This window comes from Curtobacterium sp. MCPF17_047, assembly GCF_003234045.1.
Classification (GTDB): domain Bacteria; phylum Actinomycetota; class Actinomycetes; order Actinomycetales; family Microbacteriaceae; genus Curtobacterium.
In genome coordinates this window covers 203,800-228,935 of sequence record NZ_QKSF01000005.1, presented here as the reverse complement: position 1 = coordinate 228,935, position 25,136 = coordinate 203,800, and the positions used below count along the sequence as shown (strand labels likewise).

24 protein-coding genes are annotated in these 25,136 nt (G+C 72.8%); 10 read left to right on the top strand and 14 right to left on the bottom strand.

Going from position 1 to position 25,136, the window contains the following annotated elements; genetic code table 11:
• Positions 1-107: 107 nt before the first annotated feature.
• Positions 108-3,788 carry a S8 family serine peptidase gene (locus tag DEJ33_RS07475; protein ID WP_111194603.1) on the bottom strand — a complete coding sequence of 1,227 codons (3,681 nt, stop codon included), beginning with the start codon at positions 3,786-3,788 and terminating at the stop codon, positions 108-110.
• Positions 3,789-3,936: 148 nt separating this feature from the next.
• On the opposite strand from DEJ33_RS07475, the gene DEJ33_RS07470 reads away from it, so the two are divergent.
• The 3 genes from DEJ33_RS07470 to DEJ33_RS07460 are packed head-to-tail and all read left to right on the top strand — an operon-like array spanning position 3,937 to position 7,399.
• The gene (locus DEJ33_RS07470) at positions 3,937-4,578 is read left to right on the top strand and encodes a TetR/AcrR family transcriptional regulator (RefSeq protein ID WP_111077511.1); all 642 of its coding nucleotides are present in this window, start codon (positions 3,937-3,939) and stop codon (positions 4,576-4,578) included.
• A complete protein-coding gene (locus DEJ33_RS07465; protein ID WP_111194602.1) occupies positions 4,575-5,321 on the top strand; it encodes a hypothetical protein in 747 nt (248 codons plus the stop codon). The genes DEJ33_RS07470 and DEJ33_RS07465 overlap by 4 nt, the downstream gene beginning before the upstream one ends.
• The gene (locus tag DEJ33_RS07460) at positions 5,318-7,399 is read left to right on the top strand and encodes a YhgE/Pip domain-containing protein (protein ID WP_111194601.1); all 2,082 of its coding nucleotides are present in this window, start codon (positions 5,318-5,320) and stop codon (positions 7,397-7,399) included. Before DEJ33_RS07465 ends, DEJ33_RS07460 begins: the two co-directional genes overlap by 4 nt.
• Before the next feature lie 78 nt (positions 7,400-7,477).
• On the opposite strand, the gene DEJ33_RS07455 is transcribed toward DEJ33_RS07460, so the two are convergent.
• Entirely contained in the window at positions 7,478-8,140 is a 663-nt protein-coding gene (locus tag DEJ33_RS07455) for a hypothetical protein (protein ID WP_146242559.1), read from the bottom strand.
• 23 nt (positions 8,141-8,163) lie between these two features.
• Positions 8,164-8,610, bottom strand: a complete 447-nt coding sequence (locus DEJ33_RS07450; RefSeq protein ID WP_146242558.1) for a hypothetical protein — start codon at positions 8,608-8,610, stop codon at positions 8,164-8,166.
• Positions 8,611-8,843: 233 nt separating this feature from the next.
• Here DEJ33_RS07450 and DEJ33_RS07445 point away from each other — a divergent pair, with 233 nt between their 5' ends.
• Positions 8,844-9,851: a LacI family DNA-binding transcriptional regulator gene (locus tag DEJ33_RS07445; protein ID WP_111077506.1), complete on the top strand. Its 1,008-nt coding sequence runs from the start codon at positions 8,844-8,846 to the stop codon at positions 9,849-9,851.
• Positions 9,852-10,136: 285 nt separating this feature from the next.
• Here DEJ33_RS07445 and DEJ33_RS07440 read toward each other — a convergent pair whose 3' ends face one another.
• A complete protein-coding gene (locus tag DEJ33_RS07440) occupies positions 10,137-10,811 on the bottom strand; it encodes a TrmH family RNA methyltransferase (RefSeq protein WP_375342145.1) in 675 nt (224 codons plus the stop codon).
• Between the two features lie 96 nt (positions 10,812-10,907).
• Between DEJ33_RS07440 and DEJ33_RS07435 the strand changes: the two genes are divergently transcribed.
• Positions 10,908-11,705: an HAD-IIA family hydrolase gene (locus DEJ33_RS07435; protein ID WP_111194599.1), complete on the top strand. Its 798-nt coding sequence runs from the start codon at positions 10,908-10,910 to the stop codon at positions 11,703-11,705.
• Here the strand turns inward: DEJ33_RS07435 and DEJ33_RS07430 are convergent.
• Positions 11,702-12,541 (bottom strand): CPBP family intramembrane glutamic endopeptidase, encoded by an 840-nt coding sequence (locus DEJ33_RS07430; protein WP_181437266.1) that lies wholly within the window; start codon positions 12,539-12,541, stop codon positions 11,702-11,704. The genes DEJ33_RS07435 and DEJ33_RS07430 overlap by 4 nt on opposite strands.
• Before the next feature lie 46 nt (positions 12,542-12,587).
• On the opposite strand from DEJ33_RS07430, the gene DEJ33_RS07425 reads away from it, so the two are divergent.
• Positions 12,588-13,283, top strand: a complete 696-nt coding sequence (locus DEJ33_RS07425; protein ID WP_110905266.1) for a metal-dependent transcriptional regulator — start codon at positions 12,588-12,590, stop codon at positions 13,281-13,283.
• A gap of 221 nt (positions 13,284-13,504) precedes the next feature.
• On the opposite strand, the gene DEJ33_RS07420 is transcribed toward DEJ33_RS07425, so the two are convergent.
• Positions 13,505-14,149, bottom strand: a complete 645-nt coding sequence (locus tag DEJ33_RS07420; protein WP_111194597.1) for a HEAT repeat domain-containing protein — start codon at positions 14,147-14,149, stop codon at positions 13,505-13,507.
• Between the two features lie 90 nt (positions 14,150-14,239).
• On the opposite strand from DEJ33_RS07420, the gene DEJ33_RS07415 reads away from it, so the two are divergent.
• Positions 14,240-15,193, top strand: coding sequence for an aldo/keto reductase (locus tag DEJ33_RS07415; RefSeq protein WP_111194596.1), 954 nt, complete (start codon positions 14,240-14,242; stop codon positions 15,191-15,193).
• A gap of 93 nt (positions 15,194-15,286) precedes the next feature.
• Here DEJ33_RS07415 and DEJ33_RS07410 read toward each other — a convergent pair whose 3' ends face one another.
• Complete coding sequence (locus DEJ33_RS07410; RefSeq protein WP_111194595.1) at positions 15,287-17,320, bottom strand: hypothetical protein; 2,034 nt, start codon at positions 17,318-17,320, stop codon at positions 15,287-15,289.
• The gene (pyrE, locus tag DEJ33_RS07405) at positions 17,317-17,868 is read right to left on the bottom strand and encodes an orotate phosphoribosyltransferase (protein ID WP_111194627.1); all 552 of its coding nucleotides are present in this window, start codon (positions 17,866-17,868) and stop codon (positions 17,317-17,319) included. The genes DEJ33_RS07410 and pyrE overlap by 4 nt, the downstream gene beginning before the upstream one ends.
• A gap of 89 nt (positions 17,869-17,957) precedes the next feature.
• On the opposite strand from pyrE, the gene DEJ33_RS07400 reads away from it, so the two are divergent.
• Entirely contained in the window at positions 17,958-19,643 is a 1,686-nt protein-coding gene (locus DEJ33_RS07400) for a hypothetical protein (RefSeq protein ID WP_111194594.1), read from the top strand.
• A 149-nt stretch (positions 19,644-19,792) separates the two neighbouring features.
• On the top strand, positions 19,793-21,157 hold the full coding sequence (locus tag DEJ33_RS07395; RefSeq protein WP_111237413.1) for a M23 family metallopeptidase: 1,365 nt from the start codon (positions 19,793-19,795) through the stop codon (positions 21,155-21,157).
• Between the two features lie 16 nt (positions 21,158-21,173).
• Here DEJ33_RS07395 and DEJ33_RS07390 read toward each other — a convergent pair whose 3' ends face one another.
• From DEJ33_RS07390 to DEJ33_RS07365, 6 genes are read right to left on the bottom strand one after another with little or no spacing between them, the layout of a single operon-like run.
• A complete protein-coding gene (locus DEJ33_RS07390) occupies positions 21,174-21,989 on the bottom strand; it encodes an aminoglycoside 3'-phosphotransferase (RefSeq protein WP_258374537.1) in 816 nt (271 codons plus the stop codon).
• Positions 21,990-21,992: 3 nt separating this feature from the next.
• The gene (locus DEJ33_RS07385; protein ID WP_111194592.1) at positions 21,993-22,574 is read right to left on the bottom strand and encodes a hypothetical protein; all 582 of its coding nucleotides are present in this window, start codon (positions 22,572-22,574) and stop codon (positions 21,993-21,995) included.
• A complete protein-coding gene (locus DEJ33_RS07380; protein WP_111194591.1) occupies positions 22,571-23,185 on the bottom strand; it encodes a hypothetical protein in 615 nt (204 codons plus the stop codon). The genes DEJ33_RS07385 and DEJ33_RS07380 overlap by 4 nt, the downstream gene beginning before the upstream one ends.
• Positions 23,182-23,523, bottom strand: a complete 342-nt coding sequence (locus tag DEJ33_RS07375) for a hypothetical protein (RefSeq protein ID WP_111194590.1) — start codon at positions 23,521-23,523, stop codon at positions 23,182-23,184. The genes DEJ33_RS07380 and DEJ33_RS07375 overlap by 4 nt, the downstream gene beginning before the upstream one ends.
• Positions 23,520-23,711, bottom strand: coding sequence for a DUF2273 domain-containing protein (locus DEJ33_RS07370; RefSeq protein WP_110903721.1), 192 nt, complete (start codon positions 23,709-23,711; stop codon positions 23,520-23,522). Before DEJ33_RS07370 ends, DEJ33_RS07375 begins: the two co-directional genes overlap by 4 nt.
• Entirely contained in the window at positions 23,708-24,157 is a 450-nt protein-coding gene (locus DEJ33_RS07365; RefSeq protein ID WP_111077496.1) for an Asp23/Gls24 family envelope stress response protein, read from the bottom strand. Before DEJ33_RS07365 ends, DEJ33_RS07370 begins: the two co-directional genes overlap by 4 nt.
• A 118-nt stretch (positions 24,158-24,275) precedes the next feature.
• On the opposite strand from DEJ33_RS07365, the gene DEJ33_RS07360 reads away from it, so the two are divergent.
• Complete coding sequence (locus DEJ33_RS07360) at positions 24,276-25,112, top strand: exodeoxyribonuclease III (RefSeq protein WP_110903723.1); 837 nt, start codon at positions 24,276-24,278, stop codon at positions 25,110-25,112.
• Positions 25,113-25,136 lie beyond the last annotated feature (24 nt).

The window sequence follows — 25,136 nt, the reverse complement described above, 5'->3', positions numbered from 1 at the left end:
GTAGGCGCACTTCCCACCGGTGGTCCACGGCACACCACGTCACACGACGGAGCGGGCGGCCCGTTCCCGGACCGCCCGCTCGTCTCGCACTTGTGCTGTTGTCGGTGCTACTTCGTGATCTTGCCCGTCTGGGGCGAGGTGACCGAAGCGGTCTCGTACCCGGACTTCTTCGCGGTCAGGACGAACGAGATCCGGTGTCCGACGTCCTTCGGCCCGGTCTTGTAGGTCGACCGCGACACCCCGACGTCCTTGCCGTCGCGCAGCCACTTGTACGTGAACGTGACGCCGTCCGCGTTCCAGGTGCCGGTGTGCGACTTCAGGTTCGCCCGGATCTTCAGCGAGCCGGTGACGACCACACGGCCGGACACCAGCGCGAGCTTCGGCGTCACCGAGGTCGTGCTGAGCAGGTCCGCCTGGTCGCCCGGCGCGTTGTGCAGGTGCAGGAGCAGCACCTTCGCCGAGGTCGAGGTGGCCGAGGCCCGGATGACCTTGATCGCCGTGTCCGGGTACGTCAGGCTCGACGCCCCGTTCGCGGTGAACGACACCGCCGGCTGGAAGGCGTTGTAGGTCGCGACCTTCGTCTCGTCGACCACCGAGGACGCAGCCATGGGCAGCGTCGGCGAGTAGGACGACTCGGTCACGACCGAGTAGTCGAACACCGCGGTCTTCGACTTCGCCGTGTACCCGAGTGCCGCGAGCGACACCGGCAGCACCTTGACCGCGGAGTCGAACGTGTTGACGTCGACGCCGGCTGCGACACCGCCGAGGGGGCGCGTGTCCACGACCTGCTTCTTCGGGTCCTTCTGGTGCAGGTCGAGCGTCGTCACGACCGTCACGTCCGCCGTCGCCGACTTGGTGTCGTAGGTCAGGTAGTCGGGGTCACCGTCACGGTTGGTGTCGATGAGCACGTCGACGGTGTTCGACTGGCCGGGGTTCGACTCGGCCCCGTCGGTCTGGACGCCGAACGACACCAGGCCCTTCGACTTGTCGGCCAGGCCGAGCGCCGTGGAGTTGGCGCCGTAGGCACGGATGTCCGCGCCACGGAGCGTCTGCTTCGCGGTGCCGTCCGGGAACGACTCCTGCGGGTCCGTGCCACCGAGCTGGAACGGTGCGACGAGTGCCCGGTAGCCGGTCGTGCCGGTTCCCTGGGACAGGCCGCGGCCCTCCATCGTGATGGTGCTGGTGCGCGCCTTGCCGGAGAACACGACGTCGTCCGCGTGCAGTGCACTGACCGGCTCGGGCGCGGCGTAGACGCCGAGTCGCAGCGGCGTGACGCCGTCGGCGGCCGGGGTGAACGTGACCAGGCCGGTGGCGGCCGGGACGAACTCCCGCGGGGTGCCGCCCTCGACCGCGACCTGCGTCGGGTCGATGACCTTCCGCAGGAGCGTCGGGTCGGCCATCGTCATGGTGACCGTGACGGTGGCGGTGCCGCCGGCGGGGACGGTGACCGTGTCGGTGCTCAGCGTGAAGACGACGCCGGGCTGCGCGATGCGCGACTCGTACGCGACGCGGTAGGTGTGCGCGGTGGCCGAGGTGTTGCGCACCAGCAGGGTGCGCTTCTCGGTGGTCGCCGCGCCGACCTCGACGACGCCGAAGGAGGCCGTGACGAGCTGCCCGTTCTCCTGGCTGCGGACGGTGGTGCCGTCCTGCACGGCCTGGAGGGCATCGACCCGACCGGTGCCCTGGCGGAGCAGGGTCGCCGACTGGCCGTCCTTCGCGCTCTGGCGCACGTCGTGCGTGGCCGTGTTCATGAGCGCTGCCTTGATCTCCGGTGCCGTCCAGCCGGGGTGGGCCTCGAACGCCAACGCGGCGACGCCGGCGACGTGCGGGGTGGCCATCGAGGTGCCGCTGAGCGACAGACGGTCGTCGCCGGTGCCGTTGGCGGCCGAGATCACGTTGACGCCGGGGCCGGCGATGTCCGGCTTGACGACGTCGCCGTAGGAACCGTGCTCACCGCGGCTGCTGAAGGACGCCAGGGTGTTGACCGTCTCGGCGTCCGTGGCGAGCTGGAAGCCCTTGAGCTCGTCCGCGAACCGGACGTGCAGGGTCCCGGCCTTCGCCGCGGCCTGGAGGCCCGTCACGCTCTCACGGGTCAGTTCCGCACCCGGGATGGTCGCGTTGCCCGCGATGCCCGAGTCGAAGGTGTTCACCGTGCCGGCGAGGAGGACGCCGATGCCGCCTGCCGCCTGGACGTTGTTGAAGCGGGCACCGGAACCGCACTCGAGGGCGCCGTCGGTCCACTTCAGCCAGACGACCTTGCCCGCGATCGCGGCGGCCTGGTCGGCGCTGAAGGCCGTGCAGCCGTCGATGTCCGTGGTGGGGACGACGACGTCGCCCTCGACGGGGAGCGGGCCCTGGTGGTTCTGCGAGTACTGCGCGCGCCAGGTCTTGGCGACGTCCGCCGGGGCGGTCGCCTCGACACCGTCGAAGAGGCTCTGTCCGGTCGCGGCAGCGGCGACGGTCAGGGCGCCGGCCGAGTTGCCCGGCGAACCCCCGATGTCGGTGAAGTCGTCGGCGTTGCCCGCAGCGATCACGGGCAGCACGCCGCGGGCCGTGAGCGCGTCGATCTTGGCGTTGTCCGGGTCGTCGGCTGCGCCGTAGTCGGAACCGAGCGACAGGTTGATGACGTTGATGCTCTTGCCCTCGGTGAGGGACTGCCCGACCCAGTCGAGCGCGGCACCGGTCAGGTCGGTCGAGCCGCCCTCGTCGCCGAACACCTTGAGCGAGTAGAGACCGGCCTGCGGGGCGCTGCCCGGACCGACCCACATGTCCTGCACCTGCTGCGGGGTGAGGGTCGAGTAGTCACCGCGGAAGGTCGTCTTGTCCGCGTCCAGGCCGAAGCCGGCGGCGGTACCGGCGACGTGGGTGCCGTGGTCGCCGCCCTTGCCGTCGATGGGGTTGGCGTCCGGCGCGGGCACCGGGTCGTAGGCGTCCGGGTCCGTCGGGTCCGCGTTGTACGTGGGGCCGGCGAAGTCGTAGCCGCCGAGGAACTTCGAGGGGTCGTACCAGCTCGAGGCCGGGGCGCCGGTGCTGGCGAGGGCCTCCTGGTAGGCGGCCGTGGTGCCCGGACCGCCGAAGTCGGCCTGCGTGTAGTCCAGGCCGGTGTCGATCACGGCGACGTTGACGCCCTTGCCGGTGTGTCCGGTCTGGGTCCAGGCGTCGACGGCCTTCGTGTACAGGTCGCTCGCGGCGTTCTTCGGCGCGACGCCGTCGGCACCGGGCTTCGCGAGGTCGGGGTCGACGCCCGAGGGTGCGGCGCCCGCCGACGTGCGCTGCTCGGGCTCGACGACCTTCTTCGGCAGCAGCGGGGCGATGCTCAGCACGTCGGAGCGCTTCGCGAGCTCGCTGAAGGCCGCGACGTCGGCGACGACCGCGACGCCGGGGACGGTGTACTCGGTCGAGTACAGCTCGGCGGCCTTCCGGTCGGCGCCCTTGACGGCGCTGAGGACCTTCGCGTTGGTCGAACGGATCGTCGCGAGCCGGCTCTTCGCGGCGGACGACGGGGTCTTCGAGCGGGTGAGGTCGCCGCCCTTGGCCTGCGCGTCGACCTCGAGCGCGCCGGCGCCGGTCGTGCGGACGAACGCGCTGACCGTCGTGGTCGGGGACGCGTTCCGCAGCGGGGCGGAGAGCTTGAGGCCGGCCGAGGCGGCGGTGGCCGGTGCCGCGGAGGCCGCACCACCAACGGCGAGTCCGCCGCAGGCCAGCGCCGCGACGGCGACGATCGAGGTCAGCAGTCGCGGGGAGCGGTACCGACGGGAAGGGATGGTGGGTGGTGTCGCACGTGGCACGCAGCACGCTCCTGGGTTGTCCGAACTCCGGGTGAAGTCCAGATGAAGCTATGTGCTCGTTCCCAGCGCAGGGAGTCGGCAGTTCAGAGGACAGAACCTGTGGTTCTCCGAAGTTGCACACCGGTGTGCAGGTTATTACGATGGGTGCATGACCACCACGGACCGGCCCGCACGCGCGCCACGACGGGACGCGACCGAGAACCGGGCCGCCCTCGTCCAGGCTGCACGGACCCTCCTGCAGGCGGATCCGGACGCGTCGCTCGAGTCGATCGCCGCGCACGCCGGACTGTCCCGACGTGCGATCTACGGACATTTCCCCTCCCGCGACGACCTCATGCGCGAGGTCGTCACCGGCGGCGCCGAGCGCATCCTGGCCGCGATGCCCAGCCGAGCCGCCCTCGCCGACCTGCCCCCGGCCTCCCGGCTGGCCGCGATCGCGGTGACTCTCTGGACCGAGGTCTCGCACGTCCGCTCGATGGCGGTCATCGCCGTCCGCGGACCCCTCGTCGAGACCGTCGCCGCCGTGTTCGCCCCGCTCCGCGAGCAGGTGCGCGACGCGTGCGCCCTCGGCATCGCCGACGGCACCATGCGCGACGACGTCGACGCCGCGACCCTCGGCCGCCTGGTCGAGGGTGCGTGCCTGGCGGTCCTCGACGAAGCCACCCGCTCCGCCACACCGGACGACGCCGGCCGCCGGATGGTCGTCCTCTCCGCCCTCGGCATGGCGGGCGTCGACTGGCGCACCGCCCTGCTCGCTCTCCCCGCCACCCTCCCGGAGGACCCCGCATGACGCTCGAACTCGCCGCCGTCGGCATCGGCACCGGACCCGGCGCCGCGCTCCCCGCCGTCAGCGCCGTCGCGGCCCCCGGTCACCCGGGCATCGTCGCCGTCGAGACCGAGCAGGCACCCGTGCTGGCGTCCCTGGTCGCCGGCGGCCGGATGAAGCCCGACACCGGACGGGTCCTGCTCGACGGACACGACGACCCCGCGGGCATCCGCCGCGCGTTCGCCCTCGTCGACACCCCGGGCGTCGCCGAGCCGTTCCCGGTGATGAGCCTCAAGCGCATCGTGCACGAAGAGCTCGCGTTCGCCGGATGCCGGCCCTCGCGCGGCGACGTCGCGACCGTGCTCGACGAGCTCGGCATGACGAGCTGGGCCGACACCCACGTGCAGCGCGTGCCGACGGACGTCCGCGTGCGGCTGCTCGCCGAACTGGCACTCCTGCGGCCCGACGTCACCGGGCTCGTGGTCACGTCGCCGGAGCGGCACGGCGGGGCGGTCGCGGACTGGTTCGCCGTCGTCCGTGAGATCGCCCGACGCGGGGTGACCGTCGTGCTCGTGACCTCGAAGGCCGCGGCGGAGACGGCCTCGGCGCTGCTCGACACGATCGCCGACGAGCCGCTCGACGCCAGCGACGACACCAGCACCAGCACCACCGAGGGTCCCGAGGACGCGACCCGGACCGGCGGGCCCGACATCGGCCTGCCGACCGACACCACCGACGCCACCGCTCCCCTGGAGACCCGCTCGTGACCATCCCCTCGCTCGTCCGCGCCGAACTCGCGCGCCTGACCGCCACCCCGCTCGCCCGCCTGGCGTTCATCGCACTGATGTGCGTGCCACTGCTGTACGGCGGCGCCTACCTCTGGGCCAACCGCGACCCCTACGCCAAGCTCGACCAGGTCCCGGCCGCGATCGTCGACCAGGACGCCGGCGCCACCCTCGACGGCGAACACGTCGACTACGGCAAGGACGTCGCGGAGCAGGCCATCGACGGCGGTGACTTCGACTGGAAGCGCACCACCGCCGCCGACGCACGCTCCGGTGTCCGCAACGGCACCTACGACTTCGTGGTGACGATCCCGCACGACTTCTCGGAGTCCCTGGCCTCGGCGCAGTCCGACCACCCGAAGCGCGCGGAACTCGTGATGACCACGGCGGACACGAACTCCTACCTCGCCTCGACCATCGCGGAGCAGGCGGGCAAGACCATGCGGACGGCCGTCGCCGAACGTGTCGGGAAGGAGGCCGCCAGCACCCTGCTCGTCGGGCTCGCCGACGTGCGGGACAGTCTGGGCGACGCCGTCGACGGGGCAGGCAAGCTCGCCTCCGGTGCGACGACCGCCGCGAACGGGGCCGACACCCTCGAGTCCGGTACCGCGCAGCTCTCCTCCGGTGCCTCCACCCTGGCGTCGAGCACGGCCGCGCTGCCCGCGCAGACCGCGACGCTGGACTCCGGCGCGCAGCAGGTCGCGAGCGGTGCCGCCTCGCTCGCCACGGGCCTCCGGTCCGCGCAGCAGCAGACGGCCGCGCTGCCGGACCAGACCCGGCAGCTCGCGGACGGAGCGGCGCAGGTCGCGGCCGGCAACGCCGAGCTCGCGAAGCAGGTGGACGCGGCGAACACGACCGTGCAGGCGATCCAGCCACTCGACGCGGACACCGTCATCGCCGACATCACGTCGAACCTGCCCGAGGGCGTCACCCTCACGCCGGAGCAGGAGCAGGCGCTCACCGCCACCGTGACGTCGGCCGTGCAGCAGGCGAACAGCGCCGGGACGGACGCCAAGCAGCAGCTGGGCGACACCACGGCGAAGATCGACACGCTGAGCGCCGGCGCGCAGCAGGTGTCGGCGGGAGCCGCGACCCTGGCGGACGCGGCACCGGCGCTCTCCTCCGGGATCGCGACCGCCGCCTCCGGGGCGTCGACCCTGTCCGACGGCGCCGCGCAGGTCGCCGGCGGGACGCAGGAGCTCGCCGCAGCGGCCCCGCAGCTGTCCTCGGGAGCGTCGCAGCTCGCCAGCGGAGCGGCGTCGGCCGACGCCGGTGCGAAGTCCCTCGCCACCGGCCTGCACTCGCTGGAGTCCGGCTCCTCGGAACTGGCGTCCCAGCTGGACGAGGGACGGACCGAGATCCCGGCGTCGACCGCGTCCCAGCGGGCCTCGCAGGCGAAGGTCATCTCCGACCCGGTGAAGGTCGGCGACGACAACGTCGCCGCCGCGTCGAACTACGGCGCCGGCCTGGCTCCGTTCTTCATCTCGCTGGCCGCCTGGATCGGCATGTACGCGCTGTTCCTCATCCTCAAGCCGATCTCGAAGCGCGCGATCACCGCCGTCCGACGCCCGCTGCGTGTCGTGTTCGGCGGCTGGCTGACCCCGGCGCTCCTCGGAGTCGTGCAGATGGCGGCGCTGTTCCTCATCGTCCGGTACGCGCTGGACCTCGACGTGGTGCACGCCGGTGGGACGGTCGGGATCATGGTCCTGGCATCGGCGACGTTCGCGGCGATCATCATGACGCTCAACGTGCTGCTCGGCTCGGTCGGCCAGTTCCTCGGGCTGGTGCTCATGCTCATCCAGCTCGTCACCGCGGGCGGCACGTTCCCGTGGCAGACGCTGCCGGGGCCGCTCGCCGCGCTGCACTTCGCGCTGCCGATGACGTACTCCGTCGACGCGATCCGGCAGACGATGTACGGCGGGTCGCTCGCCACGGCGTGGAGCGACGCCGGCGTCCTGCTCTGCTGGCTGCTCGGGGCGCTGCTCGTGTCGTACGTCGTCACGGCGCGGCAGACGCGGACGCGGACGCTGCGGGACCTGCGGCCGAGCCTGATCGGCTGACCCGGGCGGGCTCCCGGGCGACCCGGACACGACGGATGCCGCACCCCTCCGGGGTGCGGCACCCGTCGTGTGCAGCGGTCAGGAGACCTTGCTGTGCTGGAAGCTCCAGCCGTTCTCGGGAACGTTGTACGTCGCCGCGCTGCCGGTGGCGACGTTCTTGCACGCACGGTTCTGCACGAACTGCTGGACGGAGCCGCGGTGCTTCAGCGCGCCGATCGACAGACGTCCGATCTTGTAGCTGTTCGGGACCTTCCACGCCCCGCTCGACGACGAGGTGCCCGACTTGTTGACGGCCACGGACCAGCCGTAGTCCTGCTTCACCGCCGCGATGCCGGCGGTCACCGACACACTCGTGGTGGCGCTGAACGTCCCGGTCACCCCGAAGGTCGTCGACCGACTGATGGTGAGCGTGATGCCGCTGTTCCCGGTGACGGACGAGTCCCGACCGCTCGCCTGCGTGAACGTCGTCGAGTTGTTCGTCGCCTTGTAGAACGTGACGCCGCCCTCGCACTGACTGTTCGTCGTGTCTCCCGGATGCGTCACCGGGCTCGTCCACCCCGTGCCCGTCGTCGGCGGATCGGTCAGCGTCTGCTCGTCACCCGACTCGGAGAACACCGCTCCGTCCGTCGTGTCGGTGGACACGGGCGTGTCCGTTCCGTCCGTTGTGTCCGCGTGGGCAGCCGTCCCACCGATACCCACGAGCGCAGCCGCCAGGACCGACACTGCAATGATCTTCTTCAATTGTTCCCCCTGTTTTTTTCCAGTCAATCTTCGTCAGGAATACCAACCAGCCAGAACTGGGTCTGGGCCGGCAGTTTCACGGTGACGTGTGCGTCGCCCCCACCGTCGAGAGGAATGCCGCCGCTGTTCCCGACGATCCGTTCACACGGACCGGCGAACGTCTTCCCCATGGTGACCTCGTAGTGACTGTCCGGGGCGCACGAGACGTAGAACGTGATGCGTTTCGTGCCAGCCGGGAGCCCGCCGATGTCGAACGTCTTCGTTCCGCGGCCGAGCTCGTGTACCACGGGCTGTGCGTCGCTGTAGAAGTCGTCCGACTTGTCGGTGATCCGGACCAACGGATCGATCGGGGCCTTCGCGCTCAATGTCGTGTGAGCAGTTGCTCCAGGATGACCCGAGCAACCCACCACCCCCCCGATCGCGACAACTGACAAGAATGTTGCAGTCGCAATTCTGTAGTGCTTTTGCATTTGTTCTCCCTACGGACATGAACTTAGAGCGGGCGACCCGGACAACACCATGTGAAACCCCACAGCTTGCGAGCGATCGCTTTCCGGTGCCCCCTCGCGTACGGCGATGGTGAGGTGACAGCCCCTCTGCTCGCGACCGGGCCCGCGCTGCCCGCCCCCGGGCGTGGAGCGCGACAGCGGTACGATCGAGGGGACGCACCCGGCGGGTGCGCAGCCGGAGGTCGAGGATGACGATGGGGAACACCAAGCCCGCGACGATCTACGACGTCGCCGCTCGCGCGGGGGTGTCGAAGTCGCTCGTGTCCCTCGTGCTGCAGCGTTCCCCGCGGGTGAGCGAGCAGCGTCGGGCAGCGGTCCTCGCGGCGATCCAGGAGCTCGACTACCGCCCCTCGACGGCGGCGGTGTCACTCGCCGGCACGCGCTCGCGGACCATCGGCGTGGTGCTCGACGACTTCCGGAACCAGTGGTTCGTCGACCTGCTCACCGGCCTCCGCGAGTCGCTGCAGGACCAGGGACACCGACTCGTCGTCGCGGACCGGTTCCTCAACACCGGGCTCGACGTGTCCCCCGTCGAGGGGTTCCTGTCCATGCGCGTCGAGGGGCTGGTGATCGCCGGCGAACCGGACCCGGACCTCGTCGTCCCTGCCGGCACCCCGGTCGTCGTCGCCGGCGGACGGGCAGCGCTGCCGCGGGCCGACACCGTGGCGAACGACGACCTGGCCGGTGGCCGGATGGCTGCCGGGCACCTCGTCGAGCTCGGACACGTCCGGCTCGGCTTCGTCGGCGGACGGTCGGCCGCGAGTGACGCCCGACTCGAGGGCTGGCGCGCCGGGATCGACGTCGCCGCCGGAGTGGGCGACGACGTGACCGGGGTGGCCGTCGTGCTGGCTGCCGACGTCACCGAGGAGACCGGCGTCAGCGGCACCCACCGGCTGCTCGACGAGCACCCCGACGTGACGGCCGTGTTCGCGGCGAACGACGTGACCGCCCTCGGCGCGATGTCCGCGATCGCCGATCGAGGCCTCCGCGTCCCCGAGGACGTCTCGGTGATCGGGTACGACGACACCCCGATCGCGGCTTCTCGGTACGTCGGTCTCACGAGCATCGACGACCGGAGCATCGACATCGGCCGGGGTGCCGGCGCCCGGTTGCTCGAGCGCATCGCGGACCCGACGCTGCCGACGACCGAGGTGCTCGTCGAGCCGAGGCTCGTCGCCCGTCGGACGACCGCGCGCCGCTAGCCCGGACGCCCGAGCACCCGGCCCCGTTCGCCACGCCCGGCCCCGTTCGCCACGCCCGCCGCCCGCCGCCACGCCCGGCTCCGTTCGCCACGCCCGGCCCCGTTCGCCACGCCCGCCGCCCGTCGCCACGCCCGGCTCCGTTCGCCGAGGTCGCGACATCGTGCGCTCTCGCGGCCGGAGATGCGCACATCGTGCGACCTCGACGGGACGCGAGCGGCGAGTCGTGCGACCTCGACGGGACGCGAGCGGCGAGACACCCCGACGCCCCGCCGCCCCGCCACCCCCTCAGGCGGGGAGCTCCGCGTGCCGGACGACCCAGCTGTGCATGACGATGGCCGCCGCCGCCGAGGCGTTGATGCTCCGGGTCGACCCGAACTGCGTGATCTCCAGGTGCCCGTCCGCGCCCGAGACGGCCTCGTCGGTCAGACCCGGCCCCTCCTGCCCGAACAGGAACACACACCGCGCCGGGATCTCCGCCGTCTCGATGCGCGATGCCCCGGGCGTGTTGTCGATCGCGACGACCGGACGCCCTTCGGCGCGCATGACCGCGAGGAACGCGGCGACGTCCTCGTGGTGCCGCACGTGCTGGTACCGGTCGGTCACCATCGCCCCGCGGCGGTTCCAGCGGCGACGTCCGATGATGTGCACGGTCCCCGCCAGGAACGCGTTGGCGGTCCGGACGATGGACCCGATGTTCAGATCGTGCTGCCAGTTCTCGATGGCCACGTCGAAGCTGTGTCGTCGGGTGTCCAGGTCGGCGACGATCGCCGCCATGCTCCAGTACCGGAAGCGGTCGACCACGTTGCGCGTGTCGCCGTGCTCGAGCAGTTCCGGGTCGTACTGCGGGCCCTCGGGCCACGGCCGCGGGTGCGGTCCGACGCCGTGCGTCGTCGCCTCGTGGGTGGGTGGGAGCGCCGGCGTCGGCTCCGGCAGGTCGCCGGACGGGAGGCCCTGGGTCACGTGACCAGCGTACGGTGCGTCCGCCGCGCCTCCCGTCCGGACGCCGCCCGGCCGCACACGCCCGACCGGGCGAGTCCACCGCACTACGCTGACCCCATGGCATCCCGCGACGACGTCGAGTGCTGGCTGACGGACATGGACGGCGTGCTCGTCCACGAGAACCAGGCGCTCCCCGGCGCCCCCGAGCTGATCCGGCAGTGGCAGGACCAGGGCACCGAGTTCCTCGTCCTGACGAACAACTCGATCTTCACCCCGCGTGACCTCAGCGCCCGACTGCGCCAGTCGGGACTGCACGTGCCCGAGGAGCGCATCTGGACCTCGGCCCTGGCGACCGCCGACTTCTGCGCGTCGCAGATGCCGAACGGCTCCGCGTTCGTGATCGGCGAGGCCGGCATGACGACCGCCCTGCACGAGGCGGGCTTCATCATGACCGAGACCGCCCCCGACTACGTCGTCGTCGGCGAGACCCGGAACTACTCGTTCGAGGCGATCACGAAGGCCGTCCGCCTGATCCGCGACGGCGCGCGCTTCATCGTGACGAACCCGGACGCGACCGGCCCGAGCGCCGAGGGCGTCCTGCCCGCGACGGGGGCGATCGCCGCCATGATCGAGAAGGCCACCGGCAAGCAGCCCTACGTGGTCGGCAAGCCGAACCCGATGATGTTCCGTTCGGCGATGAACCGGATCGGTGCCCACTCCGAGAACACCGGCATGATCGGCGACCGGATGGACACCGACGTGCAGGCGGGCATCGAGGCGGGGCTGCACACCGTCCTGGTCATGACCGGGATCAGCGACCAGGCCGAGATCGACAAGTACCCGTTCCGGCCGAGCGAGGTCATCGCGGGCGTGCACGAGCTCCTGCACACGGAGCCGTACGAGGTCGAGATCTAGAGCCGGTCCATCGCCGTCACGGTCCGCCACCGTCGGCGCAACCGCCAGGCGCGGTCGTCCCGCCAGGCGACGAGTGCTCCGGCGACGACGCCGAGCAGCAGCACCGCGAACGCAGCCAGACCGAGCAGCCCGACGAGGAAGAAGTCGAGCCCAGCGCCCCGTGAGGCACTGACCGCGATCGCCCCGAAGTCCCAGAACGCGTGCAGCAGCACCGGGGCGAGCAGGTTTCCGGTCAGGCGTCGCGCCAGGTACAGCGTCGACCCGAACGAGGCGGCGAACACCACCTGCACCACCGTCTGGTCGACCGGGGCCCCGGCCAGGACGTTGACGAAGTGCAGCAGCCCGAACAGGGCGCACGACGCGAGCCACACTCCGACCTCGGGCAGTCGTCGCCGCAGTCCGACCATCAGGACGCCGCGGGTCAGCAGCTCCTCGAACACCCCGACGAGCAGCACGCCGACGGTGAGGAGCAGGAAGTAGTCCACCGACTTCCCCGCCCAGTCCACCAGCGGCAGCCGTCCGATGCACACCGCGAGGACGAGGATCGGTGCGAGCATCGTCCAGCGCGGTCGACCACGCGTCGGGTCGACGGTCGCGATCCGCCACCAGCCGAGCGCGGTGACGACCACCACGAGGACCGCGGCGACGATCGACTCCGGCACCACCAGGTCGTGCAGGACGCTGTCGGTCGTCAGGCCGAGCGAGTCGTAGTCGTCACTCGGTCGCGAGCGGACGATGCTGTAGGTGGCGAAGAGGACCAGCGGGGCGATGCCGACGAGCAGCGACGGCGGGACCGGCCACCACCGTCGACGGCGACGGACGGCGGGAGGTTGCACGGGGGTCACCTCACGGTTGTACCAGGGTCGGCCGTACCATTGGCGCATGCGCCTGCCCTCCCTCAGCACCATGGCGGAGGACTACGTCAAGCTGGTCTGGAAGGCCGGCGAACGCGGCGGCGAAGGGGGTCTCGCCACGCGGGACATCGCGGCCGCCCTGCACGTGTCCGCCTCGACCGTGTCGGGCAACCTCCGGAAGCTCGACCGCGACGGGCTCATCGAGCACACGCTGTACCGCGGCGTGGTCCTCACCCCGCTGGGGCAGCAGGCCGCCGTCGCCATGGTCCGTCGGCACCGGCTCATCGAGACGTTCCTGGTCGAACGACTCGGCTACTCGTGGGACGAGGTGCACACCGAGGCCGAGGCACTCGAGCACGCCGTGTCGGAGACGTTCCTCGACCGCGTCGACGCCGACCTCGGGCACCCCACGCACGACCCGCACGGCGACCCGATCCCCGGCGCGGACGGCGTCGTGCCGGACTCCCCCGGGGCGCTCCTCGGCACGGTCGACCCGGGCGTCTGCGGAACCGTCGAGCGGGTCTCGGACGACGACCCGGCGCTGCTGCGGTACTTCGACGAGCTCGGTGTCGGGCTGGGGACGCACCTGCGGGTCGAGCAGGTGCGGGACTACGCGGGGGTGGTGGCGGTCTCGCGGCGTGACGCCGGCGGGGCGGAGGCGATGGTGGACCTCCCGGCCGCCGCCGCGACGGCCATCTGGTTGACGCCCGACGCGCCCCACTGACGCGCGCGCCGCGCTGACGCGCCCGCCGCGCTGACACGCGCGGGCGGCGGCCCTCGAGATGCCGCGATCCGCGCATCTCGGAACCCGAGATGCGCGGATCCTGCATCCACGGCGGCTGCCTGCGGCGTGTTGCGCTATCTCGGGAGGCACGTGCTCAGGCCCGTCGCGCCTGTCGCGCCCGTCCCGCCGGACCGCCCGTCTCGCCGCGCCGGACCGCCCGGTCAGCCCTTCGCGGACCGCGTCCGCCCGAGGGCGACCTCGCGCCGGGCACGCGCGAGCGCCAGCGCCGACCCCGCGTCCGGGTCCTCGAGCAGCCGCGCCGTCTCCGCCGCGTGCTCCCGCACGTCCGGGTTCCGGTGCTCCGCCGCCGCGGCCAGCACCGGCGACGCGACGTCCGCCCCGAGCCCGGCGAGCGCACGGCTCAGCGCCAGGCGGGTCTCCGCGTCCCCGTGCCCGAGCTGCACCGCAAGCGTGCGGGCGAGTGCGGGCCGGGCGTCCTCGGGGGCGAGCAACACCGCGGCACGCCACGCGGTCCGGGCGACACCCGGGTCGACGTCGCCGAGCAGCTGCGCCACCTCCGGGTACACGGACCCGTCGCGGATCTTGGAGAGGGTGTGCAGCGCCTGGCTCCGCGCCTGCGCCTCCGGACGGTCGAGTTCGTCGAGCAGCCGCGGGACCACCAGGTCGGCCGGGAAGCGCACCAGCGCCCACGTGAGCATCTCCCGCACCTGCAGGTCCGGCTCCACCGCGCACTGCGCCACGAGGACGTCGAGCTCGTCCACGGACGGCGTGGTCCCGGCGGCCATCACCGCCCGGAGTCGGACGGCGGGACGGGGGTCGGAGAGGTACGAGGCGAGCGTCGGCATGGCTCCTCCACCTCACCCCGCGCACCTGAGTGGCAGCCCGGCGAGGGGCATAGCGTGGACCAGATCGTACCGACCTGGAAGGACTCCACCATGCCCCGTATCGGCTCCAGCGACCTCACCGTCTTCCCCCTCGCCCTCGGCGGCAACGTCTTCGGCTGGACCGCGGACCAGGAGGCCTCGCACCGGGTCCTCGACGCCTACACGGGTGCCGGCGGCGACTTCGTCGACACCGCTGACGTGTACTCCGCGTGGGGCGAGGGCAACTCCGGCGGCGAGTCCGAGACCGTGATCGGATCGTGGTTCGCCGCGTCCGGCAAGCGCGACGACGTGACGATCGCGACGAAGGTGTCGCAGCACCCGCAGTTCCCCGGGCTGTCGGCGGACAACGTCGCGAAGGCCGCACGTGCGAGCCTGCAGCGGCTCGGTACCGACCGGATCGACCTCTACTACGCGCACGCCGACGACCAGGACACCCCGCTCGAGGAGACCGTCCGCGCATTCGACCAGCTCGTCCGCGAGGGCCTGGTCCGCCACACCGCGATCTCGAACTACTCGGACGAGCGCGCCGCGGAGTGGATCCGGATCGCGAAGCAGCACGACCTGGCCGTGCCGGTCGCGATCCAGCCGCACTACAACCTCGTCAACCGCGAGCCGTACGAGTCCGACATCGCACCGCTCGCGGCGCGGGAGCACCTGGGCGTCGTGCCGTACTTCGCCCTCGCCGCCGGGTTCCTGACCGGCAAGTACCGGACGAAGGAGGACTTCGTCGGCAAGGACCGCGAGCGCCAGGTCTCCGGCTACTTCTCCGACCAGGGCCTGGCCGTCGTGGACGCCCTGTCCGAGATCGCGGCGGCGCACTCCGCCGAGATCGCCACGGTCGCGCTCGCCTGGCTGCAGGCGCAGCCGGACGTCGTCGCCCCGATCGCCTCGGCGCGCAACACGGAGCAGCTGCCGGCGCTCCTCGCCTCGGCTGAACTCGACCTCAGCACCGAGGAGCTGCAGACGCTCACCGACGTCTCGGCGGCCGTCCCCGCGGCGTCCTGACCGGATCACGGTCGCGCCCTGCGACCGACCGTCGGACGGGAGGCTCCCCACCAGCGGGTGGGGAGCCTCCCGTCCGTCACGTGGTGCGTGCGGTCAGTCTCCGGTGACGGGTGGTGCGGCCGGTGGCTGCACCGAGAGCGCCGCGGCCGGGCTGCTCGACGGCGAGGCCGGGTGCTCGTCGATCGTGTTGCCGCGGATCCACGAGGTGATGAGCAGCACGAGGAGCAGGAGCACCACGATGATCGCGATCGAGCCGTAGACCAGGAGCTGCTTGCCCCGGCGCCCCTCGTTCTGCAGGCGGGCGAAGCCCTCGTTGATGAAGTTGTCGCGGTCGGCGCCGGTTGCTCCCGGGCCGTCCGCGGCGGCACCGGCCTGCGGCGCGACGACGGCGGGCATCATCCGGGTGCTGGTGTCCTCCGGGCGGGAGGCGTCGGCGTCACGGAGCTGCTGGATCGCCTCGGTGCCGAAGAGGTCCTTGATGACGCCGGTGTCGCTCGTCTCACGGCCCTGCCACTCGGACTGGTCGATGTCCTCGGGAGCCGGGCCGTGCGCGCCGTCGACGCCGCCGTCGAGCCGGAACGACGGGTCCGTCGGAGCGGGCGTGGGCGTCTGCCAGTCCGGGATCGGCCACGCGGGGGTCGGGTCCTGACGAGGGGCGGACGACTCCGGGCCGCGCGGCTGCGGCCCGGCCTGGGCCTGGCGTTCGGGCTGGCGCTGGGCCTGGCGTTCGGGCTGGCGCTGGGGTTCGACGAGCGGCGGGACGGCCGAGCGTCGGTCGGTGTCGTCGTCCTCGGCTTCCCACCACGGGACCGCGGGCGTCGGCAGCACCGAGGGCGGTGGGACGGCTGCGGCCGAGCGCGGCGAGAACGCGGCGGTGGGGGCCGCGCCGCGGTCGTCGTCGAGGTCGTCGTCGTCGTCATGGTCGTCGACGGTGGCGAGGTCGTCGTCGGCCAAGTCGTCGTCGGCCAAGTCGTCGTCGCCGGGGGCCGTGTCGTGCACGACGACCTCGACGTCACCGGGGAACACCTCGCCGGTGCGGGCCGCGTCGTCGCTCAGGGACCAGCTCGAGCCGGAGGGGGTCGTCCGCTCATCGGTGCGCTCATCGGTGCGGTCGTGCTCGGGGACCGTGCCCTGACCGGACTGGCGGGCCGGCTCCGTCGGAACGACCGCAGCGGGCTCGACGACCGGATCGACGACCGGCTCGGCAGCGACCGGGGCGCCCGTCGCCCAGGAGTCCGCCGCGACGAGGTTCGTGTCGAACGCGTCACGGGTCAGCGTCGTCGGGACCTCGCCGGTCTGGTCGTCCAGCAGGGACCAGTCGAACGGACGGTCGGCCTGCGGCGCGGCATCGACGTCGTCCCCGAGACGCAGGAGTTCGGTGAAGGTCGGCGGCTCGGACGTGGGCGGCAGCGCGCCCTGCACCCCGACCGGCTGCGCGTCGGGACCACCGTGGAACGCGGGCGGCACCGGCGTCCCGCCGTCAACGCCCGCGGTCGGACGGGCACGGCCGAGCCAGTCGACGTCGTCACGACCGACGCCGTCCGGGTCGGTGCGGCGGCGCTCGTCCTCGATCGCCCGGGCCTCGGCAGCACGGAGGTCACGATCGGACCGGGCGGTGGGCAGCGAGATCGCGCGGGGGTCCGGGGCGTTCGACACCGGCGGCACGGCGGCGGGCGGCGGCACCCGGCCCGCGACACCACCCGGCAGCGCCAGCTCCTCGGGCATCGAGATGGCCTGGGTCGCCGCGGGGTCCGGCTCCGCCGCGGCATCGGCCTGCCCGTGCACGTCGTCGGCTTGCCCGTGACGGACGTCGTCGAGCTCGTGAACGACGTCGTCGTGCTCGTGGTCGGCCTGCGGCGCGGAGGCCGGTACCGACGCGGGGGCCGTGAACGGCTCCGGCTCCGGCTGTCCCGCCTGCCGAGCGGCACGTTCAGCCTCACGACGCTCACGGCGGGACGGCCACTCCTCCTCGGTGATCGGCGCGCCGAAGATGTCCGCCGCACTGCGGAGACCGTGGAACGGAGCGTCCGGGTCGGGACCGCGCCGAGCCTCCTGTCCGTCGCCCCCGTCTTCGGGCGCGACCGACCGGTCGGACTCGTCGCGCCCCTCCGGACGCTCCTCGGTCACGCGGACAGCCCCAGGTCGGCCAGCCCGATCGCCGCCAGGTACGGGTAGCCGGCCGCCTCGATCTTCTCCTTGGCGCCGGTGTCCCGGTCGACGACGACGGCGACGGCGGCGATGACGGCGCCCTCGCGCTCGAGCGCCTCGGCGGCCTTGAGCGGGGACCCACCGGTGGTCGAGGTGTCCTCGAGCACGATGACGCGCTTGCCGCGGACGTCGGGGCCCTCGACCTGACGGCCGCGGCCGTGGTCCTTGGGCTCCTTGCGGACGACGAAGGCATCGTACGAGCCGCCACGTGCCGCGGACTGGTGCAGCACGGCGCTCGCGATCGGGTCGGCGCCCATCGTCAGACCACCCACGGCGTCGACGTCCGGGACGCTCGCGATGAGTTCGGTCATGACCTGGCCGATCAGGGGCGCGACGCGGTGGTCGAGGCTCACCTTGCGGAGGTCGATGTAGTAGGAGGCCTGCTTCCCGCTGGTCAGCGTGAAGTCGCCGTGGAAGACCGCATCGGCCTTGATGTGCTCGATCAACTGCTCGCGCGCGTGGGTCACGGTGGTCAAGGGTAGCGGCGACGGCCGTTCCGCGCTCACCCGGGCGCACTGTCCGGCTGCTCCGATGCCGACGCCGGTACGCTCCGGTCATGCCCCTCGCCCGTCCGCGGGACGGCGTCCGACCGATCGAGGCCGGCGACCGCCGCCCCCGATCCACCGTCGTCCGGGCGGTCGCGCAGGAGGCCCTCGGAGCGGTCCTCGCGCTGGTGCTCGCGGTCCTCGCCCTGCGTCACGTGCTCGCCACGGCCCGGGTGGCGCTCCTCTGGTACGACGGGGACTCGGTGCTCCTGCCGCTGGTGGCGCGGTCGATCGCGCTCGGACAGCCGTTCGAGTGGGCGATGTCCCCGGCGCTGTTCTTCTTCCCCGAACTGCCGGTCTACCTGGCGACCGCGGCCGTGACCGCGACACCGCAGCAGGCCCTGGCGCTGAACGGCGTCCTCGTCCTGCTGGCCGTGTACGCCCTCGTCCGGGCAGCGGCGAACGAACTCATGCCGTCGGCCGGTCGCCCGGCTCGGGTCGCCGTGTCCGTGGTCGCCGTCGTCCTGCTGACCATGCTCGTGCTGACCGAGTCCTCGGCGACCGCGACCTCGCTCGAGCTGGCCTCGCTGCTCCTCACGACGACCTACTACTACGGCGCGGTGCTCGCGATGCTCGGGACCGCCGTCCTGGTCCTCCGGACGGTGCGGACCGGGCGGGCCTCCGTCCCCGTCCTCGCGACGCTCGGGCTGGTGGCGGCGCTGAGCACGGCGTCCAACCCGCTGTACGTGCCGTGGTCGGCCGGACCGGTCGTCGTGACGCTGGCACTGCTCGCGCTCGCCCGCCGCGTGCCCTGGCGACCGGCGACCTGGGTCTCGGTGACGCTGACGCTCGGTGCCGTCCTCGGGTACCTCCTGCGGATCCCGCTGCGGCCGTTCGTCTCCCTCGACCCCTCGACCTACGTGCACCCGGAGCGGGCCGGGGCGACCGCGGCGTTCTTCGCCTCGCTCACCGACGACCGGGCGGCGTCGGCGGCCGGGGACGCCGGACTGCTGCTCATGCTGCTCGGGGTGCTGCTGAGCGCCGGCGGGACGGCCTGGGCGTGGCGCGCACGGACCTCCCGGACGGTGCTCGTGGCGACCGCGCTGCCCCTGGTGACGATCGTGGCCGTGTCGGTCGGGGTGGTCGTCGCCGGCTCGGAGACACCGCGCTACCTCGAGCCGGTCGTCGCGATGCCGCTCCTGGCCGTCGTCGCCGTGTGCGAACTCACCCGGACCGCCGTCCGTCGGACCCGGCTGCACCGACCGGTGCGCGGTCTCCGGACCGCGCTGGCGGTCGCGGCCGCCGCGGTGCTCGTCCTCGGGATCGCCGTGACACCCGGCACGGTCAGGACCGTGGCAGCGGCGCGGTACACGCCGGTGGCCTGCCTGGACCGCTGGGTCGACGCGCAGCGGAACGAGGGTCGCGACCCGGTCGGCGTCGGTCAGTTCTGGACGGTGCGTCCGCTCGCGGCCTACGCGGAGCAGGACGTCCGACTGCTGCAGGTCCGCGACTCGTTCGACACCTACCCGTGGCTCGTCGACCTCGGCGCCTACCGGGACGCCCGCCCGGACTACGTCGTGATCGGCTCCGGGGACGTCTGGACGACCCCGGTCGAGGACTCGCTCGGACGCCCGGCGACGATCACGCACTGCACCGGGTACGACGTGTACGACTACGCGGACACCCGGGGCGCCGACGTGCTGCGGAAGCGGGTCGTCGGGTCGGCCGAGCAGATCCTGCGCGACCGCGGGTTCTGAACGGGCGGGTCCTGCGCGACGGGAGCCCTCACGCCTCGGTCCGGGGCACCGGGGTACGCACCCTCCACATCCCGATCTCGCGCCCGTGTCGTCCACAGCGGAGCGTCGCCGCAGGGTTCCACCTGTGGGGATGTATAGGCTCCGTTCCGATGTCTCGCACCGTGGTCCCCGCCTCCCGTCCCCGCTCCGCCTCCGCGGGCCGCCGACGCCTGCTCGCCACCGCGCTCGCGATCGCCGGCCTGGTCGGCTCGCTGGTCCTCGACGCACCGGTCGCGCAGGCCGCCTCGTACCCGTCGTGGGATGACGTCCTCGCGGCCCGGGGCAAGGAGTCCGCCAAGCAGTCCCAGATCGTCGAGATCCGCGGCATCATCGCCAGCCTGTCGGAAGAGGCGGACGCCGCGAAGGCCGAGGCGGATCGACTCGGTGCCGCGTTCGAGGCCGCGCAGCGCAAGGCCCTCCGCGCCGCCGAGAAGGAGCAGGCGCTCCGCGACGACGCCGAGGAGCACGCCGAGATCGCCGACGCCAGCGCGGCGCAGGCCGGCCGCTTCGCCGCGCAGATGGCCCGCTCGGGCGGTGGCGACGTCACGACCAGCGTGATCACCGGGGGCGAAGGCACCCGCGACCTGCTCTACGACCTCGGAGCACTGAGCAAGCTGTCCGAGCAGGCCGAACGCGTCGAGACCGCGGCCACCACCGACGCATCCGTCGCCCGCTCCCTCACCGACCAGGCCGACCGGGCAGCCGTCGCGCTGAAGGACCTCGCCCAGGCCGCGCAGGACCGGATGGGCGAAGCGCAGGCCGCATCCGACCGTGCCCAGGCCGCCTACGACGAGCAAGAGGACAACAAGTCCCGGCTCGAGGCGCAGCTCACCTCGCTGACGTCGGGCCGCGCCACGACCGAGGCCCAGTACGAGAAGGGCGAGCGGATCCGCAAGGCCGAGGAAGAGCGCAAGCGCAAGGCGCTCGAGGCCGAGCTGGCCCGCCAGCTGCGTGCCCAGCAGGCGGCGGCTGCCGCGGCTGCGGCGAACCAGGGCGGCGGTGGCAGCGGTGGCAGCGGCGCTCCGTCCGCCGGTGGCGGCGGGGCGGCACCGGGCTCCGGCTCCGGGTCCGGCTGGGTCCGCCCGGCCGGTGGCTGGATCACCAGCGGTTACGGCGTCCGCGTGAACCCGTACACGGGTGCGGTCGCCATGCACGACGGCCTCGACCTGGGCAGCGGCTGCTCCACCGCGATCGTCGCCGCCTCCGCCGGCACCGTCGAGTACGTCGGCCGGTACGGCGGCTACGGCAACTACGTCCGCATCGACCACGGCGGCGGCGTCAAGACGGCCTACGGCCACATCGTCGACGGCGGGTTCCGGGTCGCCCCCGGGCAGCGGGTGGGCGCTGGTGCCCTGATCGCGCTCGTCGGGTCGACCGGCAACTCGACCGGCTGCCACCTGCACTTCGAGACGCACGTCGGCGGCGGCACCGTGAACCCGGTCGGGTTCATGGCGGCTCGCGGGGTCGGCTTCTAGTCCGCGCCTCCTGCGGTCAGGGCCGGGAGGCCCCTCCCGCACCGCGCGGATCGTCGACGTCGTCGACGTCCAGCTCCCACATCATGCGGTACCAGGCCGTCCGGTCCCGGTCCTGCGGCAGCCCGTACGCCTCGTGGAACAGGTCGTCCCACCCGGGGCCGTGGTTCCACCCGAGGCTCATCGACGCCACCGCCAGGTCGGCCCACCGGTCCGCGACCCCGAGGGCGCCGAGGTCCACGTGCCCGATCCACCGACCGTCGTCGCCGACCAGGGTGTTCGGCGTGCAGGCGTCACCGTGGCAGACGACCAGTTGGTCGGTCTCCGGCTGCGGGCCCATCGCGTCGACGTCGCGTCCGGCTGCCCGGGCCCGGTCGAGTCGTTCCCCGGTCGACCAGACGAACGGGCACGACGCGACGGGCAGGGTCTCGTGCATCGCTCGGAGCCCCTCCCCCACCGCGATCACCGCCCTGCGCGGGTCGTCGTGCCACCGCGGGTCGACGGCGCTCCACCCGACGACCGGCCGGGTGGTCATCCAGGCGCCGGACCCGTCCGCTCCGTGGTCGACGACCTCGGGCACGGTGAGCCACCGGCCGGCCCACCGCAGTCGGGCGACCTCGGCGGCGATCCAGGGCGCGTGGTGCGGCGGCACCCACTTCACGTACGCCTCGGCACGGTCGGGCGACGGGCCGATCCGGAAGGTCGTGCCGCCAGCAGAGTTGACCCACACCGGCACGAGGGTCCGGCCGTCGGCGACCTCGGCGACGGCGTCCGGGACCGTGACCGGTTCGTCCGGCTGCCCACCGCGGCCGGCCAGGTCGTCCGGTCGCTCCACGGGTCAGCGCACCCGGTCCGGGCGCGAGGAGCCCCCGCGGACGATCCGGAGCAGCACCGGCAACCGCTGTCCGAGCAGTGCGTCCAGGTCGCGGACGACGTCCTCGACGCGGTCGACGACCTCTCGTGGTGGTGCTCCGCGCCGGGTACGGACGACGATCCGGATCGCGGTGCGGCGGCGGACGCGCCGGACGTCGACCGCCAGGGACGCGACCTGCGGCAGCGGGCTGATGGCGGCGGAGAGCGCGTGTTCGACCGCCGCGGCCTCGATCCGGACCTGACCGGGCAGTGAACCGTCGGGCCCGTCGTCCTGCAGGACCGTGCCGGTGCGGCCACCCCCGATCGCGCTGAGCACGAGCAGCGCCAGGACACCGAGGACGACGGCGCCGCCGAGCGCCCACCACCACGCGGACGAGTCGGCAGCGCCGGACCGGACGCCGCCGAGCGTCCGGTCCGCGGCCGTCTGCCAGAGGTCCGCCGCGGCGGGCAGCGTCTGCACCAGGACGACGGCGGCCCCGAGCGCCAGGAACACCAGGCCGACCAGGACCAGGACGACCCGGTTCAGTGCGCGGTTCGTGCCGTTCATCCGTCGATCCGGCCGGTGGAGCGCACGCGGACGTGTGCGGTGAGCGGGGGGACGGCGTCGACGGCGGCGAGTTCGCGTTCCACGGCCTCGGTGGCGGCGAGCGCGGCGACGTCCACCCCGGAGGCCGGCAGCAGCACGACGTCGAGCGTCCGGCGACCGACGGAGCCGACGGCGGCATCCGGCGCGAGACGGGTCGCGGCGCGGGCGGCGCGGGCTGCGGCGGAGGCCAGGACCTCGTCGTCGACGACCACACCGAGTCGGGCCGAGCGGACCGCGTGCCGGGGTCGTCGGGACGGCAGGAGCCCGTGCAGCAGGAACCAGAGGCCCACCAGGGCGATGACGGCACCGACGGCGACGACCACGGCGTCGATCAGGCCGGCCGGGGCCCGGACGGCGGTGTCCACGACGGTTCGCGGGTCGATGCCGGCGATGCGCTCGTCGAGCAAGACGACGACCGCGGCGGTCCCCACGGCCGCGGCGAGCACCAGGAGCAGGACCATCGCGGCGACGACGGAGGGTGTCCTTGACGCCGACGTCTCGCGCCGGACCATGCGACGCACGAAGCGGTCGTCGTCCGCGGGCGGGGTGTCCTTGCCGAGCTCCGGGCTCACCGGACCCTCCGTGGGACGTCCAGGACGGCGGACGAGAAGGTCACCGAGACGCGCTCGACCTTCCGCCCCGTGATCGTCCGCAGACGCTCGGCGATGGTGGCGCGGGCGCGGTGCGCCGTGGCGAGGACCGGCTCGTCGGGGACGGTGTGCGAGCCGAGTGCCGGCAGCACGAGCGGGCTGGTGACCTCGACCGCCAGCGCACCGCGACCGTCGTCGACGACCCGGGCACGGACCTCCCGGAGCGGTGCACGGAGCGCCTCGGCGGCGACGGCCTGGGCGGTGTGCACGAGTGCCGGGGACGCGATCCGGTCGGTGCCGGGCAGCGCGGCTGCGCTCACGAGGAGCTCCGGCGACCGCGGAGCACGTCGAGCAGGCGGCGGACGTCGACGTCGCCGCTGACGATGCGGCCGATCAGGCCGCCGAGCGCGATGGCGACGGCGACCACGACGAACGCCCAGAAGCCGAGCGTCAGGGCGACGATCGCCAGGACCGCCCCGACGGCCATGCCGACGACGGTGGTGTTCACCGGACGCGCGTCTCAGGCGCAGTGGCGGGGGCGTCGAGCGCGGGGATGTCGACGTCGACGATCGCGATGTTGACCTCGGTGACCTGCAGTCCGACCAGGTCGGTGACGGCGTCGGTCACGGCCTGGCGGACCGCGGAGGCGACCTGCTGCATCGGCATCGGGTAGGCGACGACGAGGGTCAGGTCGACGGCGGCCTGGGTCTCGCCGACCTCGACGCGGACGCCCTGGCCGAGGTCGCTCGAGCCGATGGCGTCACGGATCGCGCCGAACGCCCGCGCGGTGTTGCCGCCCAGGGCGACCACGCCGGCCACGTCGCGGGCGGCGATGCCGGCGACCTTCGCGACGACAGCGTCGTCGATGATCGTGCGGCCCTTCGCGGTGACCTGGGTGGTGGTGCTGCCGGTGGTCGTGCCGTCCACGCGGTCGGAGTCCGCCGTCGTTGCCATGAGTGCCTCCTGCGGTGCTGGTCTGATGTGGGTCCAGGCAACACCCTGCCACCGGGGCGTGTCCGCCGACAGGGCCGCCCCGGGCGGCCGGTCGGTCGCTCCCGGTAGGTTCGATCCCATGCGCGTCGCGACCTGGAACGTCAACTCCGTCCGCACCCGAGTCGGTCGGGTCGTCGACTGGCTGGTGCGGGAGGACGTCGACGTCCTCGGCATGCAGGAGATCAAGTGCAAGCCGGAGCAGTTCCCGGTCGAGGCGTTCGAGGCCGCCGGCTACACGGTCGAGGCGCACGGCCTGAACCAGTGGAACGGCGTCGCGTTCGCCAGCCGGCTGCCGATGGAGGACGTCACCCGCGACTTCCCCGGCCAGCCGGGATTCCTCAAGGGGCAGGAGGGCCCGGACCTGCCCGTGGAAGCTCGTGCCATCGGTGTCACGGTCGAGGGCGTCCGACTGTGGAGCCTGTACGTCCCGAACGGCCGTGAGCTCGGCGACCCGCACTACACGTACAAGCTCGACTGGCTGGCGCAGCTGGCCGACCGCACCGCCGAGTGGCTGCAGGCCGAGCCCGACCTGCCCCTCGCGCTGATGGGCGACTGGAACGTGGCACCGCTCGACGAGGACGTCTGGGACATGCGTGTCTTCGAGGGCTCCACGCACGTCAGCGAGCCGGAGCGTGCGGCGTTCCGCACGTTCGAGGAGCGCGGCCTGCAGGACGTCGTCCGGCCGCTCGTGCCCACCGGGTACACGTACTGGGACTACAAGCAGCTCCGCTTCCCCCGCAACGAGGGCATGCGCATCGACTTCGTGATGGGCTCGCAGGCGTTCGCTGACGTGACGGTGGGCGCCACCATCCACCGCGACGAGCGCAAGGGCGATGCCCCGAGCGACCACGTTCCGGTGTCGGTCGACCTGGACCTCGACACGGTCCTGGACGACGACCGCCCGATGATCTTCTGACCGGCCGGGAGGCGCGTCCCGGCC